We start from the raw sequence: 20,375 nt of genomic DNA, 5'->3' as shown, positions 1-20,375 counted from the left end.
CCGGGTTAAAGAGGGATTAGGCTTCCACCGGCGCGCGCCAGTCGTCAGAGCCTGACGTCCCGGCCACCGTGTGCTCCCAGTCGATTTTGCGGTACGCCACGGACACCTGAATCAGCTGGGTGAAATCCGCCTTGGACGGGTCCTGGCAGTGCGGCATCTGGCAGTCGATATCCACGATGGTGGCGTCGGTCAGCACCGTGGAGAAGAAGTGCTCCTGCTTGCCTTCCACCGAGGTGCGATACCATTTCAGGGTCACGGTCGGCAGCATTTCGCCGGAGGCCAGGGCGTTGTACAGCAGCGGGACCGCCTTGTTCAGCGCCACGGTGAACTTGAAGGGTTTGTGAACGCGCTGGCCGGAGGGCTGGCCGGACTGCGGGTCGGTGGGAACGGTCACCACGTGCTGGAATTCCTGCACCAGCATCTCGTCTTCGTGGCCCTGCACGTAGATATTGCCGACCGAGTCGGAAGTGAAGGCGCCGGCGGTGATATTGCCCTGGGTTTTCCCTTCGATGCTGATATAACATGGGGTTGGCATGGTCTTGCTCCTTGTTGATTAAAACGGGTTATTGAACATGTGTTTGGTTGCACCTGCTCTGTATAGCAACGACCATGCCAACTTTTATCCATCTGTTTTTAAAGGTAATTTCCTTAAGTAAAACCATCCCTAAGTGAAATTTGAGCAAGAAGTTGCGCAGACTGCGCATTTCGTCTGCAAACATTGCGCAAACAGGGATTTATGCTGGGAAGTGAGCAAGAAATTGCGCAGATTTTGCAGTTGTTCTGATAGTTTGATTTAGAGATAAAAAGGGGGGCTATTTAAAAGGTATTGACTATGGATAATATTTACTAAAAGCCTAATATCAAGCCAGTTAATAGTTTAGCCAGTAACCAAAACAGGCGAAGAAAAAGAAGCCGTAGCGCTTGGCTCCTTTTTAATTTATTTCACCGCAAGATCTCCGCCAGCCACTGGCGCTGATACTGTTGGCGGCGCTTTTCCCGCCACTGCCGGCGGATTTGCGCCAATGCGTCCGCTTTGGGCAGTTCACTTGCAGGCCGGATTTCCTCGCACCATAAAACGTGCAGCCCCATCGGGCTTTCCACTACCGGGCTGAGGTCATTCGCCGCCAGGGAAAATAATTGGCTATCCAGTGCCGGATACAGCATACCCCGGCTCACCCAGCCGATTTTCCCGCCTTCCAGCGCCGTCGGACATTCCGAGAAGCGTCCGGCCAGCCGGGGAAAGCGCCGCGGGTCGGTCTGCAGGCGGCGGCGCAGCGTGGCGATTCGTTCGGTAACCGTTACACTGTCACAATCGGCCTGCGTATCGTCAATCACCAGCAGTAAATGGTGCGCCAGCCGTTGCTCCGGGCGTTGGAAGCGATGGGCGTTATGGCGATACCATGCATCGATTTCCCGCTCGCTTACCTCTGGCGCTTGGTCGGCCACGTTTTCCAGCATGGCGGTAAGCAGGGTTTCATGGACCAGGGCCTGCGACAGGCCGACGGCGTCAATGCCCTCGCGTTGCAAGGCGTTTTGCCAGTCCTGTTCGTCAGCGAAATAGCTACGCAGCAGATACTGCGCGTCGCCGCTATTTTGCCGCGGCGCGTCAATTCCCTGCCGTTGCGCCCGGTCGCGGATAGCGGCTTCCAGCCGCCATTGCCGTGCGACCTGTCCGGCGAACGCCGCCCGTTGTTCGGGCGTTTGCCGCCACGGCAAACACTGATAAAGCGATAAGGAGAGCTTGAGCCGGGAATAACGCTGCCACATGGTCGGCACATCGACACTACAGGTCGTCACGATCGATCGCCTCCAGAGCATGTTCCGGCACCTGCAACAACGTACCGCCGAACAACACGATAAACTGCATCGGCCGCACGTCGCGCTCCACACCCATTATCTGACCGACATCGCCGGCCTGTACCCGGATATGGCGATCGGTAGCCAGGATCATGGCGGCGGATACCCAGTCGCCGTATTGAAACGCTCCGTCGACCCAGGGTGCCGCGGCCGGTATCAGTTCATGCTCGCGGCACCCCACGATGCGATCGTTATCCAGAAAATGGACCTGGTAGATAATATTGTCCTGTAAAAACGTCCCCCACTCACGCACATAGCCGACCGCACCACGCCGAACCAGTTGCTCGCCGCGCGCCATAGCAGGGAAAGTGCCGTCATTGCGCACCGTACGGATCACCCGCACCGCTTCACCAAACTCAAAACGCGGCTTCATCCGTTTTCTCCTTCATCCAGCAGCAGCCAGGGGATAAAACAGCGGGCGGTACGCTGATACACTTTCAGTGGCGAACGTTCCCGCAGTTCGCCGCCGACAACGTGGCGGTAGCTTTCGAGCAGCATCGCGCGTACCTGTTGCAGCCGGAATTGCTGACGCTGCTGCGGCGCGAGCGGCGGCTCATCAAGGGATTGATAGCGCCGCAGGCGCAGGTTGAAAGCGTGCAGGATATGCAGATGTTTAACCCGTACGCTGCGTTCATCAAACGGAATGGCGAAAAAGCGCAGGAAGTCTTCGGCGCTTTCCAACTGGCTTATTCCAGGCAGTTCATTAAACCAGTCCATACTGTTTCTCCGTCAAACAACATTAAGCGCACCGGCCGGTATTTCGCTTATCCCGCGATAAAGCCGGTAAAGCTCATCGCCGGTGGGGCTGCGTTTATCGCTTTCGGCAAAGGCGCGCAGCGCCTGCTGAATCAGCGGGATTTGCGCCGCGCTCAGCGGCAGGCCAAGCTGCGAGAACACCGCCTCCAGCGCTCGCCGGCCGGAATGCTTGCCCAATACCAGCTGATGCTCGCGCCCCAGCAGCTGCGGCGCAACGCTCTGATAACTCTCAACCCCCTGCAACAAACCGGCCACGTGCACGCCAGACTCATGGGTGAATACCCGTTCGCCGACCAGCGGTTGCCGGCAGGGGACGCTCTCCCCGGCGGCGCTGGCGACCAACTGGCACAGGGCTGGTAGTTGTCGGGTATCGATATGGGTTTCACCCAACCGCATATGCGACAGCCCCAGCGCCACCTGCTCCAGCGCGGCGTTGCCCGCTCGCTCGCCCAATCCCAGAACGGTGGTGCTGACGTGCGTCGCCCCGGCGCGCACCGCCGCCAGGGTGTTTGCCGTCGCCATGCCGAAATCGTTGTGGGCATGGATCTCCAACTCGCCCGGCCAATAGCGCCGTAGCCGCCGGATCTGCCGCCCGGTCGCCAAGGGATCGAGCAGTCCCAGAGTATCGGCAAAACGCAACCGGCCGGCACCGGCGGCGCCGGCGACCTGCGCCACCGCCGCCAAATCCGCCTCGTCGGCGCGTGAGGCGTCCTCGCCGCCCACGCAGACCTTAAGCCCCAGCGACAGCGCAAAGGAGGTCAGCTCGCCAAGCCGCTGCAACATATCCGGCCACGCCAGACCGACTTTGTACTGCCGTAAACAGGCGGACACCGGCAGTGAAATATCGACCCAGTCCACGCCCAGCCGCGCCGCCTGCCGGATATCCTGTTCATTCAGACGACACCAGGCCATCAGGGTGATATCCGGCAGGCGCTGGCGAATGCGATAGATACGCGCGCGCTCTTCTTCGCCCATGGCGGGCGTGCCGACCTCCAGCTCAGGCACGCCCGCCCGCGCCAGAGATTCGGCAATCGTCAGTTTCTCATCGGCGCTGAACGCCACGCCGGGGCTTTGCTCGCCGTCACGCAGCGTGGTGTCGTTAATGACGATGGTTTTCATCGGCGCAATCTCCCCGGTTAACCCCAGGCGGGGGTGAATTCCCCCGGTTTTCCCTGCTGCCAGTAGGGCGACAGCGCGCGTAAGCGGTCGATCACCGGCGGGATCTGCTCAAGTACGTAGTCGATCTCTTTCTCACGCGTATAGCGCGACAGCGAAAAACGGATGCTGCCGTGCGCCGCGGTATAGGGAATGCTCATCGCCCGCATCACATGGGAAGGTTCCAGCGAGCCGGAGGTACAGGCGCTGCCGCTGGAGGCGGCGATCCCCGCCTGATTCAGCATCAGCAGAATGGCCTCCCCTTCGATAAACTCAAAGGCGATATTCAGCGTATTCGGCGTGCGCGGTTGCCCGGCCCCCATCACTCTAGTGCCGGCAATGGTCCGCAGTCCGGCTTCAAGCCGGTCGCGCAGCGGGGCGACGCTGGCCGCCATCATCGGCAGATGGATGGCGGCCAGTTCACTCGCCATGCCCATGCCGACGATACCGGCGATATTTTCCGTACCCGCCCGACGGCCGCGCTCCTGATGCCCGCCGCGCAACAGCGGACGGAAGCGCGTACCGCGACGCAGCCACAGGCAGCCGGTGCCTTTCGGTCCGTGAATTTTATGTGCCGAACAGGAGAGCATATCAATTGCCGAATCCGCCACCGCGACCGCCACCTTCCCCAGCGCCTGCACGGCATCGCAGTGAAACAGAATGCCCTGTTCATGGGCCAGCTGCGCCATCCGTTCAACCGGAAACAACACCCCGGTTTCGTTATTCGCCCACATGACGCTTACCAGCGCCACGCCGTCGTGCAGCAAGGCGCGGTAGCGATCCAGGTCCAGCGCGCCCTGCTGGTCTACCTCCAGCCGGTGAATTTTATAGCCCTGCCGTTCCAGGTGCTCGCACACTTCCAGAGTGGCCGGGTGCTCCACGGCGGTGGTGATGATTTCGCGCCGCGCGGGAAAGGCTTCCACCGCGGAAAGAATGGCGGTCGAGGTCGCCTCGGTCGCGCAGGAGGTGAAGATGACTTCACTGTCGTGGTGCGCGCCGAGAAAACTGGCGACCTGCTCGCGCGCTTTGGCCAGCGCCCGCCGCGAAGGTTCGCCGAAGTCATGAATCGACGACGGGTTGCCGTACTGATCCTGCAAAAACGGCATCATGGCTTCCAGCACCATCGGATCCAGGCGGGTGGTGGCATTGTTATCCAGATAGATGGGTTTCACGAGCACGCTCCTTAGCAGTCTGAAGTCTGGAAAATAACCCCGGCGGCGGCGGGCGTATCGGCAACCACGCGGATAAAGTAGCCCAGCCGCTCCAGCAGTTTTTGTTGCAGCCAGCCCAGCGTCATATCCGTCATCATGCAGCCATTGCAACTGCCTGACAGGGCTACCCGCACCTCATCGTCCGTCACCCGGATCAACGTAATGTCGCCCCCGTCCATCTGGATATGCGGCCGCAGCCCGGCAACGATCTCTTCAACCGCCCGCCAGCGTTCGCTTTTTTCTTCCACCGCCGCCGCCGGGTTATCGCCGGCGGCGGCCAGGATCGCGCTCAGCGCCTGCTCGATTTTTTCATGACATGCGGCGCAGCCGCCACCGGCCTTGGTGTAATGGATGACCTCTTCCAGCGTGGTCAGCCCGTTGGTCAGCACCGCGCGTTTGATTTGCCCTTCGTCGACGGCAAAGCATTTGCAGATCAGCGCGCCCTCTTCATGCTCCTCATCCAGGGTTTCGCCGCGATAGTTGGCGATCGCCATCCGCAACGCTTCCTGTCCCATTACCGAGCAGTGCATCTTTTCAGGCGGCAGGCCGTCAAGATAATCGGCGATATCCCGATTGGTGACCCGCGCGGCGGCTTCCAGCGTTTTACCGATAATCAGTTCGGTCAACGCCGATGAGGAGGCAATGGCGCTGCCGCAGCCAAAGGTTTGAAATCCGGCTTCCTGAATCACTTCGCTGGCGGGATCGACCCGCAACATCAGCCGTAGGGCATCGCCGCAGCTGAGAGAACCGACGTCGCCGACCGCATTCGCCTGTTCAACCACTCGGGCGTTGCGCGGATGAAAAAAATGCTCTTTTACCTTTTCGGAATAATTCCACATGCTCTATTCTCCCGTTGGTTACCGCTTGCCGAGTTATGCTGTTGCCGCCGCGCACGCCCCCTCTTCGCAGCGGCATCCCACCGGCTGAAACTCCACCCAGACGCCTTGCGCGTCGGAGCTGATGCGCGCCTGCGCCAGGTGCCGCCAATGTTGTTCGGAAGCCAACAGCCGCAGCCCGGCGATGTCGCGGCATTCGTCGCCCGGCAGCGGCTGCGCGCGCCATGTCATCCGCAGCGTCCAGCCCCGGCAGGCGGCCCCCATCACCACCAACGCCAGGCCGGCGGTCGGCTGAACACGCTGGCGTTGGCGTTGTCTGAGCTGGTTTAAGGTCGTCGCATCGATTTGGATCATGGTTCTGGCTCCGGTACCTGACGCTTATCACTGAGCAAATGTGATGCCAGTCACAAAAAACCTATTTTATCAGTAAGATAGCTGGAATAAATGATTGGCAAGCTGTGACATACACGCCGCTAATTGTCGGTTTTGTCGCACAGCCGACAAGCTTCACTCTTCGTCGTACCAGCTGCTTTCCCGCATCATGGCATCGAAACGGCCGCGGTCTTTTTTCCGCAACGATTTCTTGATCCCGCCGTCGGAGCACAGCGCCTGCGCATCGGCCAACAGCACCGCTATCGGGGTATTGCGGGCCACGTTCACCGCCCGCACCCCGATCGCCAACAGCCGCCTGAACGCCGTATCGCCGATGGCCGTACAGTAGAGGGTGAAACAACCCTCCACGGCGTTGACGCGGCTGGTGAGTTTATCTTCGCTGTGACCGAGCAAGACGGTGAAGTCGGCCACTTCCAGTAGCTGTACTTCATCACGGCGTATGCCATAAATCGCCAGGCGCGGCGATGAGCCGAAATGCTGATCGACGACGCGCAAATCGACGCTGGCAAACGCAATGCGAATAATCCAGCTGTCGACGGAGGGGATCGCCAACTGACGGGTTAAATGTCGCATGGCTTTGTCTCCATAATGGGGTTCTGCATAGCGGCGGACGGAAAAGCCTGTTTCAGAGGAGAGTGATAAACCGGGAGTTGGCGATGCGCCTGACGCATGGCGTTCGCCAGCTCAAACAGGGTATCGCGCATCCCGCCATAGCCCTGGCGCAGGCGACGAAACTCGCCGAGGCGATCGAATAGCGGAAAACCGATGCGCACCAGCGGCAGATGGTATTTCTGCGCCAGCGGCGCCGCATGCGAGTTGGCGCACAGCATATCCACCGTGTGACGTTGTAACCTGTCATCCACGTCCTCCAGATCGCCGATTTGCACCTCGGCCACCGGCAGTGCGGATAAGCCGGGCTGGTTCGCCGGGGCGACCACGCACTCGGGGCGGATCCCCTGACTGAGGGCGAAATCCAGCCAGGCGGCCAGCAGATCGCCTTCCGCCGCAATCGCCAGCCGTTTGTCCTGGAGCCAGATGTGGGTGTCAATCATCGCGTCCTGCAACTGGCCGCGCTGGCGGGCGATCCAGGCGGGCACGTCGCGACCGGATAGCTGGCGCAGGTGCTCGATAAAGGCATCGCACTGGTCAAGCGTCATCAAATGCGGCAGCCAGAACGACGGCGTATGGCTGCGGCCCTCCAGCAGGCGCGAGGCCCGCTGGAGCGACACGCCGATGGCGATGGTCGACGCGCTCTGCCCCATCTGTTCAAGCAGACGTAGCGGCGTACCGCCCTGGGTCAAGGCGGAAAAATCGCCCTCCGCCAGATGGCCGTCCAGCGACCCCGCCAGATCGGGCAAAACGATCGCCTGTAGGCCGAAAGCCTCGACATAGCTGCGGATCTGTTCATGGTCGCCGGGGGTCAGCATATGCCCCAGCAGCAGGTTTACCCGCTTTTTTCGGATTGCGCTGACGTTCGGGGATGGCGGCACGCACTGTTCAATCACGCTTTCCAGCACGGCGGCATAGCCATTTTCCATCGAGCCGTAAAAGTCCGGCGAACTGGTGGTGACCACTGCGACGGCGTGATGTTTAGGATACGTCTCTCTGAACTGGCGTAAGGCGAGAGCCAGGTCCGCGCCCTGGGTCTCCGACAGGCCGGTGCTCAGCACCACCATTATCTTCGGGTTATGGCGCTCGCACAGCAGAGACAGGGCGTCAAGGACGTTATCGTTCGACCCCATAATGGTAGTGACCGGATCCATCGCCGTGGTTTGCAAGGGAATGGGATCGTGAAAGTGCTGAATAAAAAACACCTTGGCGAAAGCGCTGCACCCCTGGGCGCCATGAACCAGCGGAATACAACCCTCCAGCCCCATGCTTGCCAGAATTGCCCCCAACGGCTGCCCGCTTTTAATCGGGCTGGTGGCCAGCGGTTTCGGTGATTTCAAAATCTGCGCCATTGAATTTCTCCTTTCTCAGCTCTGCCAGGGCGCCCGGCTGTTCACCTGCGGCCAGATCGGGCTTTCCAGCGTCAGGCACAGCTGGCGAGCCAGGGCGACAATCCCCTGATATCCGGCGAAAGCGTGTTCCCGTTCCTGATTGATATCCAGAAACGGCAGCCGGGCCTTATAGGCGGTATACATGTTGCGCCCGCCGGCAATCATGATGTCGGCTTGATAGCGATACGCGGTGTCCAACAGCAGTCGGGCGTTGCCGTCTTCCAGCATCACGGCGTTCTCCCCCATCAGTTCGCGGATGCGCGCCTTATCCTCTTCGGTGGATTTTTTGGTGCCGGTGGCCACCACCTCCAGCCCCAAATCCTGCAGCGCGGAGACCACCGACCATGACTTCACGCCGCCGGTGTAAAGCAGGGCGCGCTTGCCCTGCAGGCGCCGGCGATAGGGCTCCAGCGCCAGATCGGCCGCCCGCTCCTGCTGTTCGATGAGTTTTTCGGTTCTGGCCTGTAAATCCTTATCGTTCAGTGCGCCGGCCAGGGCACGCAGCGAGCTCGACATCTCCCGTACGCCGTAAAAGCTGCCTTCAAACCAGGGCGTGCCGTAGTGAAGCTCAAGGTGGCGCGCCACGTTGATCAGCGCGCGCGAACACACCAGCATATTGACTTCGGCGCGGTGCAACGTCTGAAGCTCGGCGAAGCGGGCGTCGCCGGAGAGGCTTCCCAGCACGCGGATCCCCAGACGATCGAGTAACGGCAACACATGCCAGAACTCGCCGGCGATGTTGTACTCGCCAATCAGACCGATGCTGTGCCCCTGCGCTTGCGGGATGGCGAAATCCGCCGGCCAGGGCGCGGGTTCGCGCCCCCCGATCACCTTTTTCGCCATAATGTCGCCGGCGATGCGGTTGCCCAGGTTTTTGCCGCCGTAAAATCCGGCGGCATCGATAGCGATGACCGGAACCTGATTGACCTGCTCCGCCGCCCGGCACACCGCCTCGATATCGTCACCCGCCATGGCGGGTACGCAGGTGTTGTAGATAAACACCGCCGCCGGATGGTAGCGCTCGACGATATGGCGTACCGCATGAAACAGGCGCCGCTCGCCGTGCCCCATGATCACGTCCTGCTCGCTCATATCGGTGGTGAATCCCAGCCGGTTAATCCGCGGCCCGGAGCTATGGCTGCCGCGGTTATCCCAGGAACTGCCCGCGCAGCCAATCGGGCCGTGCACCAGATGGGCGACATCCGCAATCGGCAACAGGGTGATTTGCGCGCCGTCAAACGCGCAGCCGCCCGCCGCCGTACCCGGCTTGGGAGCGCTGCAACCGGATTTCCCGCCGCCATTATGATCGCAGGCGGGTTGATCCATTAACGCCACGATTTCGCTATTTCTCATCACTCACCTCGGCACGATTAATAAGACTCCATCTATCGGCGATGCAATCGATATGCCATAAGTTAATTATTTGATTTATTTGAATTTTATATTGTCGGCTATGCAACAAAACCAACAACTGTCGCTTTTTTGCGGCTCAAAGCCGGCAGCATATAAAATAACCGTAAATAATATATTTTTCATTAATACGAGATCGTCATCACATTTAACGGCCGGTAAAATGTGATCCAGCCGAAATTAACACCCTATTCTCTTAATGTTTTAATTTTGTCCCATCTGTCGGACAAAATTTAGTATGGCCGTTATTTGTCCGGGAATCTATATTCATTATTAGCAAAAGGATGATAAGCATACGAAAAGAAAAAACCTATACTAATAATAATTAACATCATGTTTGACGCAGAATACAAGGGTTATATTATGCAACCACTTACCTCGCGACAAAACAGATTATTGAAGTATTTGTTACAGCATCAAAGCTATGTAACGGTTAAAAATATTGCAACCCATCTGAACATTTCAGAAAAGACCGTACATCGAGATATGCAATTTATTGAAAGCTTTCTTGCCGGTTGGAATATCTACCCAGAGAAAAAAGTCGGCGCGGGAATTCTGTTAATTTCTGATGATGTTAAAAATCTTATTCGTCTGGAACAACAGCTTGTCGCGGATGACGGCGGTTCAGACGCGCTGGCCAATAATGTGCGCCGGGTGAAAATCGCCTCGCAGCTGCTCAGCGACACGCCGCTGGATACCTCGATCAGCAAGCTGGCCGAGCGCTACTTCATCAGCAATGCGTCAATCGTCAACGACTTAAAGATTATCGAAAGCTGGATCAGGCCGCTGGGGTTAACCCTGATCCGCAGCCAGAGCGGCACCCATATCGAAGGGAGCGAAAACCAGGTGCGCCTGGCCATGGCCACCCTGATCAATGAGGTGATGAACCACAAAGAGCCGGGCAGCCTTAACCACTCGCGCCTCGATCCCGGCAGCTTCCATGCGCTGATTCACTATTTCGGCGAGCCGGACGTCGGCTTCGTCCAGCAACTGTTGCAGGAAATGGAACGGCAGCTCTCTTACCCGCTGGGGGAGCCTTATTATATCAATATTTTCACCCATATATTAATTATGATGCACCGTATGGCGCAGGGTAATTCTCTGCCGCAGGGCGAGGAAACGCATCATAACCAGATTGACCGCCATATATTCAGCATTGCGAAAAATATGATTGAACAAATAGAACAAAGAATTAATAACCGCCTGCCCGATAACGAGGTCTGGTTTATCTATCAGTACATTGTTTCTTCCGGCATTGTGATTGAAGAACATGGCGACCGCGCTGTGGCCAGGCAACAATTATCCAACGGCGCATCACGGCGGGTGACGCTAAAGCTGATTGATATATTTTCCGCTCTGATAAATATCGATCTGCGGGCGGATATATTATTGTATGACGGTCTGCTGATTCATATTAAACCGCTGCTTAATCGCCTGCAATACCATATTCGCATCCGCAACCCGCTGCTGGAAGATATAAAAAGCGAGCTGCGGGATATTTATCATATTACCGAACGCGTTACGCAGCTGCTGTGCCAACGCTTTCAACTACCGCCGATCGCCGAAGACGAGGTGGGCTACCTGACGGTACATTTCCAGGCGGCGCTGGAGCGGCAAATCGCCCACCGGCGCATTCTGGTGGTGTGCTCCAGCGGCGTCGGCACTTCGCACCTGCTCAAAAGCCGCATCCTGCGGGCTTTCCCGGACTGGATCATCGTCGGCGTGGTTTCCGCCGGCAGCATGGCGGCGTTTTGCCGCCAGGAAGCGGTGGATCTGGTGATCTCCACCATCCACCTGGAAGAGCGGCAAACCCCTATCGTCTACGTTTCGGCGTTTTTTAACGACGATGACATCAAGCGCGTCACGGAAAAGGTGATTGCCGGTCAATTGCATCAGGCGGTGAATTTACTCCCGGCGGCTGAATATTAGTTCCTTTTAATTGCTTGAGGTGAAGTGGATGGACATTAATAAGATTCTCAATGCCAATCGCGTCAAATTAGCCATGACGGCGCGGAATAAAGAAGAAGTTATTCAGGAACTGACCGAACTGCTGTATCAGGACGGCGCCATTATCTGCAAAGAGGCCTTTATTCGCGACGTCTGGCTGCGCGAAGCCGAAGGCTCCACCGGTTTTGAAAATCATATCGCCATCCCGCACGGCAAATCCGCCGCGGTGACCCAGACCACGCTGGCCATCGGCCGCACCCGGCAGGACATCCCCTGGGAGACGCTGGACGGCAGCAACGTCCGCTGCATCATTCTTTTCGCCGTGCGCCTGGAAGACCAGAACACCACGCACATCCGCCTGCTGTCTCAGGTTGCCGGCGCGCTGGCCGACGATGAGGTGATTGCCCGACTGCTAAACGAGCCCGACCCGGAAAAAATTATCCAACTGTTCGGCCAGTATGCGGAAACAGACCTCTGCTAATCCGGAAAAGACGAGGAATAACATGAAAATAGTTTGTGTAGCCGCCTGCACGGCAGGCATCGCGCATACCTATATCGCGCGGGAAAAACTTATCAAGGGCGCCAAGGCGCTGAACCACGACATCAAGGTGGAAACCCAGGGCACCATCGGCACGGAAAACGCATTATCCGCGGAGGATATCGCCGCCGCCGACGTGGTGATCCTAGCCACCGACATCAAGATAAAAGGGGAGGAAAGATTCAAGGACAAACCGGTCGTCCGGGTAAAAACCGATGTGGTGATTAAGTCCCCGGTGAAGTTTCTGGAAAAAGTGGCGGGCTCGCTGGCAGGCGCCTGAAGATTAACTTTTCGGGAATAACATTATGAACGACAGCAAAAATAGACTTGGCCAGGAAATAAAGGGGCACCTGCTTACCGGCATTTCCTGGATGATCCCGCTGATCGTCGCCGCCGGTATCTGTATCGCCCTCGGCCAGGTGATTGGCGGCACCAACGTGGCGGAAAAAACCGGCAGCTTCGCCTGGATGCTCAATCAAATCGGTGGCTGGGGCATGGGACTGATCGTGCCGCTAATCAGCGCGGCCATCGCCTACTCCATCGCCGACCGCCCCGGATTCGCTCCCGGACTGATCGTCGGCTTTATCTGCGGGCAGATCCAGACCGGCTTTATCGGCGGCATCCTCGGCGGCTTTCTGGTGGGCTATACCGTGCTGCTGCTGCGCCGCTACATCAAACTGCCGGCCTCGATGCAGGGGCTGATGCCGGTGATGATCCTGCCGGTGCTCAGCACCGTCATAGCCGGCCTACTGATGATGACGTTTATCGGCCAGCCCATCGTCTGGCTGCAAAAAGCGCTGATCCACCTGCTGGAATCCATGCAGGGCGGCTCGAAGTTCCTGATGGGCGCGATCCTCGGCGCCATGGCCACCTTCGATTTTGGCGGGCCGGTGAATAAAACCATGTCGCTATTCGCCGACGGCATGCTGGTGGACGGCATCTACGGCCCGGAAGCGGTGAAGTTTGTCGGTTCGATCATCCCGCCGTTCGGCATCACCCTCTCCTTCCTGCTGACGCGCCATAAATACACCAAAGCGGAGAAAGAGGCGCTGAAGGCCGCTTTTCCGATGGGAATCTGCATGATCACCGAAGGGGTGATCCCCATCGCCGCGCGCGATCTGCTGCGCGTCGTCGCTAGCTGCGTGGTCGCCTCGGCCATCGCCGGCGGGCTGATCATGGTCTGGGGAGTAGAAGCGCCGGTGCCGCACGGCGGCATGTTCGTGGTGCCGTTGTTCACCAAACCGCTGATGTTCTGCCTGGCGCTGGGCATCGGCACGGTTATCTGCGGCGTGATGCTGTCGCTGATGAAAAAACGCGTCACGCAGGCGGACGAAGAGTTCGACGATATCGACGACAGCAACGTACGCGACGAAGACATCAAATTCACCCTTGAATAAACAGGAGTGGCTATGTACGCCCCAATGAAAGCCGTTATTGCCGACGCCTGTCAGCGGCAGTACGCCGTGCTGGCGATCAACTGTTTCAATCTGGAAACCGCGCGCGCCGCCATCAGCGCCGCCGAGCGGCAGCGGGCGCCGCTGATCCTGAACGTTTATCAGGGGCACAGCGCGCATTTTCCGCCTCCGGTAGCGGTGGCAGTGGTCGGCGCGCTGGCGCAGCAGGCCACGGTGCCGGTGGCGCTCAGCCTGGACCACGGCACCGAGTTCGATCTGATCGGCCAGGCATTCCGCGCCGGTTTCAGCGGCCTGATGATCGATGCCTCCAGCCGGCCGCTGGCGGAAAACATCCGCCAGACCCGCCGGGTGGCGCGGATAGCGGCCACCGCGGAGGTGTGCGTGGAAGGCGAACTGGGCCATATCGCCGATGCGCCGGTTTACGATCTGGCCGATGCCGCGGTGAAGATGACGCAGGTGGAAGACGTGCGGCCGTTTATCAGCCAAACCGGCATCGACCTGCTGGCCGTTTCGGTCGGCACCGCGCACGGGCTGTACCCGCCCGACGTAACGCCGCAGATTAACTTCGAGCGCCTGGCCGCGCTGCATGAGGCATCGTCGGTGCCGCTGGCGCTGCACGGCGGCAGCGGCACCCGCGCCGAAGATATCCGCCGCGTCAGCCGGTACGGCGTGGCGAAGATCAACGTCGGCGCGGCGGTGTTCGCCGCCGGCAAAACCGCGCTGCAACAGGTTCTGCAACAGCACCCTGCCAGCGAACTGGCCGAGGTGATGGCGGTAATGGAATCCGCCTGCCGCGAAGTGGTGTTGGAATATCTGGGCTGGTCCGGCTCCGCCCAAAAGGCCTAATCCGGGTTTCACTCGTTCACGCATAACCATCGGCGCGCCGCGCCGGTGCGGGAAATTTTTACCCCTAATCAGAGACGAAAGGAGAGTAACATGTTGATTTCAATGCACGAAATGCTAAAGCCCACCCGTGAGCACCGTTTCGCCATCGGGGCTTTCAACGTGGCGGACAGCTGCTTTATCCGTGCGGTGGTGGAAGAAGCGGAGTCCACCCATACCCCGGCGATTATTTCCATCCACCCCAGCGAGCTGGAGTTCGTTACCGACGAATTCTTTGCCTACGTGCGCGAACGCACGCTGCGCAGCCCGGTGCCGTTTGTCATCCACCTGGATCATGGCGCGTCGATCGCCCACGTGCTGCGCGCCATCCAGTGCGGCTTCACCTCGGTGATGATCGACGGTTCGCTGTTGCCGTATGAGGAAAACGTGGCGCTGACGCGCGAAGTGGTGGAACTGGCGCACGCGGTGGGCGTTTCCGTTGAAGGCGAGCTGGGCACCATTGGCGATACCGGCACCACTATAGAAGGCGGCGTCACCAAGGTGATCTATACCGAACCGGCGCAGGCGGAAGACTTCGTCAAACGCACCGGCGTGGATACGCTGGCGGTGGCGATCGGCACCGCGCACGGCATCTACCCGAAGGATATGAAACCGCAACTGCAAATGCACATCCTGCGCGACATCTCCGAGCGGCTGACGATCCCGCTGGTGCTGCACGGCGGTTCCGCCAACCCGGACGCCGAGATTGCCGAAGCGGTAACGCTGGGAGTAGGCAAAATCAATATTTCCAGCGACATGAAGTACGCCTACTTTCAAAAGGCGCGTGAGATACTAAGCCGGGAAACCTGGTGGGACCCGAACGCCATCTACCCGGAACCCATCAATGCGGCCAAAGCGGTGATCCGATACAAAATGGCGCTGTTCGGCTCCACCGGCAAGGCCGGTCTGTACTAAGCGGCGGCCCGTCGCCCGGCCGCAGTGGAGGAGACAATGCCATATTTAGGCCTGGATATCGGCGGCACAAAAATTGCCGCCGCGGTGCTCGATGAAAATGGCGCGGTGCTGCTGCAACAGCGCACCGCCACCCGCAAAGAGAGCTACGCCCAGTTCCTGAGCGACGTGTGCCGGATAATCGCCGCGCTGCAGGGCAGGTTTAGCGTTCCGTTGTCGATCGGCATTGCCCTGCCGGGCGGCGTTTCGCCGCTTACCGGGCTGATCAAGAACTCCAACATTCTGCCGCTCAACGGCCGGCCGCTGCAGCAGGATTTGCAGCGGCGCCTGAACCAGCGCGTCGCCATCGCCAACGACGCCAACTGCTTTACCCTGTCTGAAGCCTTGGACGGCGCCGGCAAGGGCCACCGCATGGTGTTTGGCGTCACGCTCGGCACCGGCTGCGGCGGCGGGCTGGTGATCGATAGGCAGGTGATTGCCGGCGGCCACGGCAATGCGGCTGAGTGCGGACACAACCCTTTGCCGGGTTACGATCCGGCCAGGGATGGCCCCGCCGCCAACTGCTACTGCGGGCAGCGCAACTGCGTGGAGTCTTTTGTTTCCGGCACCGGGCTTGCCGAGCGTTATTTGTCGCTTACCGGACGCAAGGCCACGGCGCAGGACATCGTGGCGCTGGCGGAATTGGGGGACGCCGCGGCCGCTCGTCAATTTGATCGCTACCTCGACCAATTGGCCAGAATGCTGGCAACGATAGTGAATTTGATTGACCCCGATGTGATCGTCTTCGGCGGCGGGCTTTCCAATGTACCGGCGCTATACCGGGACATCTCATCGCGCGTGGCCGCTTACACCTTCACCGATCGGTTCTGTACCCCTATCGTGCGGGCGGTTCACGGCGACGACAGCGGCGTACGGGGCGCGGCCTGGGTCGGTAAAGAGATATCCTCAGGCAACTAGCCTGACGGGCACGGCATCGCCCGTCGGCTTATGGTTCAAAAACCGAACTGCCGCCGTTGCAGCGGGTTGTCTTTCCCCAGCCGCTTCGCCAGCCAGGGCGGCATATGCTCGGCGAGCATCTCTTGCAGGGCCTGTAATTGCCCGTCGATGGTGGTGGCCGCGGGAACCTTGATCGGGTGAATATTGTGGCGGATCACCCTGGCCGCCGCCGGCCCGCCGATCGACTCGCAAAACAGCAGGTGGCAATCGCTCAGCAGGCGCAAGCGCCCTTCGTTCCCCTCTTCCCCCTCCTGCGGCTGATAACGCCGCAAGGCGCTGAGAAACGGCCCTTGCCGATCCCAGGCGTAAATAAAGAACAGGCGGCACTGGCCGAAGTGACCGTTAACCGTCAAACCGTTGCTGGAAGCGAACGCCGCCTGTAACTGTTGTCCCTGCTTGCGTTCGGACTGTTCGGTTAAATGAGGCGGAAGATTGCCGTGCAGGCAATCCATGATTTGCTGCCAGCGGGCGACGGTAAGTACGTGGTTATCAACGGGTAAATGGCGGGATAGCTCATCCAGCGACAGGGCGGACAGCCGCTCCAGCGTCAGCGCCTCATCGCAGGTGGCTTCCAGCCAGTTAATCAAGGTGGCGGGGGCAATTTCCGGCAGCAGCTGCGCCAGGGCAAACAGCCGCCAGAAAAGTAAATCGTCCCGTGTCAGGCTCATGAGCATCTCCGGTGTCTATCGCGATCGTCGCGGCGGCGATCGACGGTTAGCTTGCATATTTTTTGGCGCGCAACGTGACGGGAAACGTAGGCTTCGCCGCCAGCGGCGTAATAAACCAGTCCTGCCCCCCTTCAAGCTGAATCCGTCCGCCCCAGCGGTCGGGCTGGTCGAACTCCAGAAACGTGACTCTGGCTTCCAGATCTTTTTTGGCGATGTAACAATGTATGCCGTCAGCGCGCTGACGAAGAATGATGTTGGCCATCCGCCCTCCTGTGGGTCGGCAAAAGCCGCGCCGTACGTCTATACAGCGCGGCGTCAGCGTTAGCGAACCAGGTCGTAACCGTAATCGGTTTTACCCAGCGCCATGGTGTCGCCATCGAGCTTTTCCAGTATGGCGTTTACCAGCGTGGTCAGCATGGTCATCGCGCCTTCATAGCCCCAGGTGGTCGCCCGGTGTAAATGGTGGCGATCGAAGATCGGGAAACCGATGCGGATCAGCGGAACCTCAAACTGGTCGCCTTTGGCTTTGGTATCGCGCTGAATAAACTTGCCGTAGGAATTGCCGATCATAAAGTCCGGCTGACGGGTGAACATCAGCGAACGGAAATGCCACAGATCGCAGTTGATAAACACCTCGCTCTCCCGGCCGTAGGGTGACGACTCCAGCAGTTTGTTCATCGCTTTCTGCCAGCGTTTGTTGCCGTTGTGGCAGAGGATCACCGCCGGTTCGCAGCCCAGTTCCAGCAGGAAGCGGGTGAGCCCCATCAGGAAATCGGGATCGCCGTAAATGCCGAAGCGTTTACCGTGCAGCCAGGTATGAGAGTCCAGCATCATATCCACCAGCCGGCCGCGCTCCAGCGCCAGCGCCTCCGGGATGGGCTTGCCGGTCAGTTGGCTGACGGTCATCAGAAAGTCATCCGTGGCGGCCAGTCCCATCGGCACCGCAACCTCCGTGGCCGGCTGCTGCCAGTCATCCCTCACCACTTTTTTGCTTTTAACCAAATGCCAGGGTTGCAACAGCAGCGTATCGATGGCGTTGGGCGCATCGCGCATTTCAGCCTGGGTGGTGCCGCCGGCATACAGGCGATAATGGCCGTCGGCCGGGGTATCCAGCACTTCCGACGGGTCGGACAGCAGCGAATATGGCACCGCCATCTGCGCCATCATGCGCTTTAGTACCCGGTAGTTGCCGAGATAGGTTTCAAAGCCGGCGACCAGATTGATTTTGCCGTTGCTGCCGGGCTGATACCCCTCGACGCCCTGGGTAAAGGTGCGGGCGAACCCTTCGAACATATTGTCCCAGCCGGTGATATGGCTGCCGATAAAGCTGGGCGTATGGGCGTAGGGCACGGCAATGGCGTCATCCACAAAGCCGTCTTTTTTGGCATTGCTGATAAAAGCCTGCAGGTCATCGCCGATCACCTCCGCCATGCAGGTGGTGGAAACCGCGATCACTTCCGGCTTATACAGCGCGCTGGCGTTCTGTAGTCCCTGGTTCATATTGTTGTTGCCGCCGAATACCGCGGCGTCTTCCGTCATCGAGTCGGAGACGCAGGCCACCGGCTCTTTAAAGTGGCGGTTGAAATAGGTGCGGAAATAGGCGACGCATCCCTGGGAACCGTGCACATAAGGCAACGTTTTTTCAAACCCGAGCGCGCAGAGCACGGCGCCCAGGGGCTGGCAGGCTTTCGCCGGGTCCACGGTCAGCGCCTGGCGCTGAAAGTTCAACGCCTCATATTCCGGGGTCGTCGTCCATTCGAAGACCTCCCGCACGCGCTCCTTGCCGTGCCCCTCTTCCAGCTCGCTTTTGCTGGCGAACAACGCCTGATATTCCGGCTGTTCAAACAGCGGGTAACAGGCTTTTACTTTCTCGGTATTCTGGCTCATCGTATTCTCCTCCCGCGCCACAAATCGGTGAACTGACGGGACAAAAGGATGTCGGGCCTCAGGCGGATTGCAGCCAGGGCGCGCGTAGCTGTGTCCAGCAAGGGTTGTTCAGCGTCATATCCATATCGCGGGCGAAGATGGCAAAGCCGTCATAGCCGTGATAAGGCCCGGAGTAATCCCAGGAGTGCATCTGCCTGAAGGGCATGCCCAGCTTCTGGAACACATATTTTTCCTTGATCCCCGACCCCACCAGGTCCGGCTTCAGGCGTTTGACGAACTCTTCCAGCTCATAGGTGCTAAGATCGTCAAACAGCAGCGTTCCCTCTTTCAGGTCGGGCAAGGTACGGTCGTAGTCGTCGTTATGGGCGAACTCATAACCGGCGGCCATTATCTCCATACCGAGATCTTCATAAGCGCCGATAACGTGGCGCGGACGCAGCCCGCCGACGTACAGCAACACTTTTTTCCCCTCAAGCCGCGGGCGGTATTTGGCGATCACCGCGTCGGTCTGCGCCTGATAACGGGCAATCACCGCTTCCGCATTCGCCTGAATGGCGCCGTCGAACAGCGCGGCGATTTTGCGCAGCGAGGCGGCGATCTGCGTCGGACCGAAGAAGTTGTACTCCATCCACGGAATGCCGTATTTCTCTTCCATATGGCGTGAGATGTAGTTCATCGAACGGTAACAGTGCACCAGGTTGAGCTTCACCTTGGGCGTTTTTTCCATTTCCACCAGCGTGCCGCCGCCCGACCACTGGGCCACCACCCGCAGCCCCATCTCCTCCAGCAGAATACGGGAAGACCAGGCATCGCCGCCGATGTTGTAGTCGCCGATAATGGCGACGTCATACGGCGTGGCGGCGAAAGGTTGATCGTCGCGGGCGGGCAATACCCAGTCGCGGATCACATCGTTGGCGATATGGTGCCCCAGCGATTGCGATACGCCGCGAAATCCTTCACAGCGCACCGGGATCACCGGCTTGCCGAGCTGCTCTTTCGCCGAGCGCGCCACGGCTTCGATATCATCGCCAATCAGCCCCACCGGGCATTCTGACTGAATGCTGATCCCCTTGGTAAGCGGGAAGAGCAGTTCCAGCTCATCAATCAGTTGGCGCAGCTTTTTGTCGCCGCCGAAAACGATGTCTTTCTCCTGAAAATCCGAGGTGAAATTCACGGTGCCGAAGCTGTCGATACCGCTCGTTCCTGTGTAATAGTTACGCCGTCCGGCGCGGGAGTACTGGCCGCAGCCAATCGGCCCGTGCGAGATATGCGCCATATCCTTGATCGGCCCGAAAACCACTCCTTTCGAACCGGCATAGGCGCAGCCGCGCACCGTCATCACGCCCGGCTGGGACTTGCGGTTGGAAATCATGCATTTCCCCACCGACTCCATCCCCGGCTCAACGGTCATGATATGCTTAGCGCGCTCTTTGCGGGTTTTATCCGGGAAGACCTCAAGCACTTCCTGAATCAGCGCCTGATTCCGCTGTATAATGGTGTCTGTCATATGAT

At 59.2% G+C, this 20,375-nt stretch carries 22 protein-coding genes; 7 read left to right on the top strand and 15 right to left on the bottom strand.

What is annotated here, in order from left to right; all coding sequences use genetic code 11:
• Positions 1-16: 16 nt before the first annotated feature.
• From EH206_RS10205 to nifE, 11 genes are all read right to left on the bottom strand, one after another.
• On the bottom strand, positions 17-535 hold the full coding sequence (locus tag EH206_RS10205) for an Hcp family type VI secretion system effector (protein WP_009111724.1): 519 nt from the start codon (positions 533-535) through the stop codon (positions 17-19).
• Positions 536-942: 407 nt separating this feature from the next.
• Entirely contained in the window at positions 943-1,797 is an 855-nt protein-coding gene (gene nifM, locus EH206_RS10200) for a nitrogen fixation protein NifM (protein ID WP_009112685.1), read from the bottom strand.
• Positions 1,784-2,230 (bottom strand): nitrogen fixation protein NifZ, encoded by a 447-nt coding sequence (locus tag EH206_RS10195; RefSeq protein WP_009112684.1) that lies wholly within the window; start codon positions 2,228-2,230, stop codon positions 1,784-1,786. Before EH206_RS10195 ends, nifM begins: the two co-directional genes overlap by 14 nt.
• Positions 2,227-2,574: a nitrogenase-stabilizing/protective protein NifW gene (locus tag EH206_RS10190; RefSeq protein ID WP_009112683.1), complete on the bottom strand. Its 348-nt coding sequence runs from the start codon at positions 2,572-2,574 to the stop codon at positions 2,227-2,229. The genes EH206_RS10195 and EH206_RS10190 overlap by 4 nt, the downstream gene beginning before the upstream one ends.
• Before the next feature lie 12 nt (positions 2,575-2,586).
• Positions 2,587-3,732, bottom strand: coding sequence for a homocitrate synthase (gene nifV / locus EH206_RS10185; protein WP_009112682.1), 1,146 nt, complete (start codon positions 3,730-3,732; stop codon positions 2,587-2,589).
• Positions 3,733-3,749: 17 nt separating this feature from the next.
• Complete coding sequence (nifS, locus tag EH206_RS10180; protein ID WP_009112681.1) at positions 3,750-4,940, bottom strand: cysteine desulfurase NifS; 1,191 nt, start codon at positions 4,938-4,940, stop codon at positions 3,750-3,752.
• Between the two features lie 11 nt (positions 4,941-4,951).
• The gene (gene nifU / locus EH206_RS10175; protein ID WP_009112680.1) at positions 4,952-5,818 is read right to left on the bottom strand and encodes a Fe-S cluster assembly protein NifU; all 867 of its coding nucleotides are present in this window, start codon (positions 5,816-5,818) and stop codon (positions 4,952-4,954) included.
• A gap of 33 nt (positions 5,819-5,851) precedes the next feature.
• The gene (locus EH206_RS10170) at positions 5,852-6,169 is read right to left on the bottom strand and encodes a hypothetical protein (RefSeq protein ID WP_009112679.1); all 318 of its coding nucleotides are present in this window, start codon (positions 6,167-6,169) and stop codon (positions 5,852-5,854) included.
• A gap of 153 nt (positions 6,170-6,322) precedes the next feature.
• Positions 6,323-6,781, bottom strand: coding sequence for a NifB/NifX family molybdenum-iron cluster-binding protein (locus tag EH206_RS10165; RefSeq protein ID WP_009112678.1), 459 nt, complete (start codon positions 6,779-6,781; stop codon positions 6,323-6,325).
• Positions 6,769-8,169 (bottom strand): nitrogenase iron-molybdenum cofactor biosynthesis protein NifN, encoded by a 1,401-nt coding sequence (gene nifN, locus EH206_RS10160; RefSeq protein ID WP_009112677.1) that lies wholly within the window; start codon positions 8,167-8,169, stop codon positions 6,769-6,771. The genes EH206_RS10165 and nifN overlap by 13 nt, the downstream gene beginning before the upstream one ends.
• Before the next feature lie 15 nt (positions 8,170-8,184).
• The gene (nifE, locus tag EH206_RS10155) at positions 8,185-9,561 is read right to left on the bottom strand and encodes a nitrogenase iron-molybdenum cofactor biosynthesis protein NifE (protein WP_009112676.1); all 1,377 of its coding nucleotides are present in this window, start codon (positions 9,559-9,561) and stop codon (positions 8,185-8,187) included.
• A gap of 420 nt (positions 9,562-9,981) precedes the next feature.
• Between nifE and EH206_RS10150 the strand changes: the two genes are divergently transcribed.
• The 7 genes from EH206_RS10150 (at position 9,982) to EH206_RS10120 (ending at position 16,269) form a co-directional block, all read left to right on the top strand.
• Positions 9,982-11,547 carry a BglG family transcription antiterminator gene (locus EH206_RS10150; protein ID WP_009112675.1) on the top strand — a complete coding sequence of 522 codons (1,566 nt, stop codon included), beginning with the start codon at positions 9,982-9,984 and terminating at the stop codon, positions 11,545-11,547.
• A gap of 28 nt (positions 11,548-11,575) precedes the next feature.
• Positions 11,576-12,046, top strand: a complete 471-nt coding sequence (locus EH206_RS10145; protein ID WP_009112674.1) for a PTS sugar transporter subunit IIA — start codon at positions 11,576-11,578, stop codon at positions 12,044-12,046.
• A gap of 22 nt (positions 12,047-12,068) precedes the next feature.
• Positions 12,069-12,383 carry a PTS fructose transporter subunit IIB gene (locus EH206_RS10140; RefSeq protein WP_009112673.1) on the top strand — a complete coding sequence of 105 codons (315 nt, stop codon included), beginning with the start codon at positions 12,069-12,071 and terminating at the stop codon, positions 12,381-12,383.
• A 25-nt stretch (positions 12,384-12,408) separates the two neighbouring features.
• Positions 12,409-13,500 (top strand): PTS fructose transporter subunit IIC, encoded by a 1,092-nt coding sequence (locus EH206_RS10135; RefSeq protein WP_009112672.1) that lies wholly within the window; start codon positions 12,409-12,411, stop codon positions 13,498-13,500.
• A gap of 12 nt (positions 13,501-13,512) precedes the next feature.
• Complete coding sequence (locus tag EH206_RS10130) at positions 13,513-14,364, top strand: class II fructose-bisphosphate aldolase (RefSeq protein ID WP_009112671.1); 852 nt, start codon at positions 13,513-13,515, stop codon at positions 14,362-14,364.
• Positions 14,365-14,454: 90 nt separating this feature from the next.
• Complete coding sequence (locus EH206_RS10125) at positions 14,455-15,315, top strand: ketose-bisphosphate aldolase (protein WP_009112670.1); 861 nt, start codon at positions 14,455-14,457, stop codon at positions 15,313-15,315.
• Between the two features lie 36 nt (positions 15,316-15,351).
• Positions 15,352-16,269, top strand: a complete 918-nt coding sequence (locus EH206_RS10120) for an ROK family protein (RefSeq protein WP_009112669.1) — start codon at positions 15,352-15,354, stop codon at positions 16,267-16,269.
• A 35-nt stretch (positions 16,270-16,304) separates the two neighbouring features.
• On the opposite strand, the gene EH206_RS10115 is transcribed toward EH206_RS10120, so the two are convergent.
• The 4 genes from EH206_RS10115 to nifD are packed head-to-tail and all read right to left on the bottom strand — an operon-like array spanning position 16,305 to position 20,370.
• Positions 16,305-16,970, bottom strand: coding sequence for a NifB/NifX family molybdenum-iron cluster-binding protein (locus tag EH206_RS10115; RefSeq protein WP_040343833.1), 666 nt, complete (start codon positions 16,968-16,970; stop codon positions 16,305-16,307).
• A 52-nt stretch (positions 16,971-17,022) separates the two neighbouring features.
• Positions 17,023-17,238 carry a putative nitrogen fixation protein NifT gene (gene nifT / locus EH206_RS10110; RefSeq protein WP_009112667.1) on the bottom strand — a complete coding sequence of 72 codons (216 nt, stop codon included), beginning with the start codon at positions 17,236-17,238 and terminating at the stop codon, positions 17,023-17,025.
• Positions 17,239-17,297: 59 nt separating this feature from the next.
• Positions 17,298-18,863: a nitrogenase molybdenum-iron protein subunit beta gene (nifK, locus tag EH206_RS10105; protein ID WP_009112666.1), complete on the bottom strand. Its 1,566-nt coding sequence runs from the start codon at positions 18,861-18,863 to the stop codon at positions 17,298-17,300.
• Between the two features lie 58 nt (positions 18,864-18,921).
• Positions 18,922-20,370, bottom strand: coding sequence for a nitrogenase molybdenum-iron protein alpha chain (gene nifD / locus EH206_RS10100; protein WP_009112665.1), 1,449 nt, complete (start codon positions 20,368-20,370; stop codon positions 18,922-18,924).
• Positions 20,371-20,375 lie beyond the last annotated feature (5 nt).

It is taken from the genome of Brenneria nigrifluens DSM 30175 = ATCC 13028 (genome assembly GCF_005484965.1).
In the GTDB taxonomy this organism is placed as follows: Bacteria; Pseudomonadota; Gammaproteobacteria; order Enterobacterales; family Enterobacteriaceae; genus Brenneria; species Brenneria nigrifluens.
Note: the sequence above shows the minus strand (reverse complement) of the source record. Positions and strands in the feature narration are given on the sequence as shown.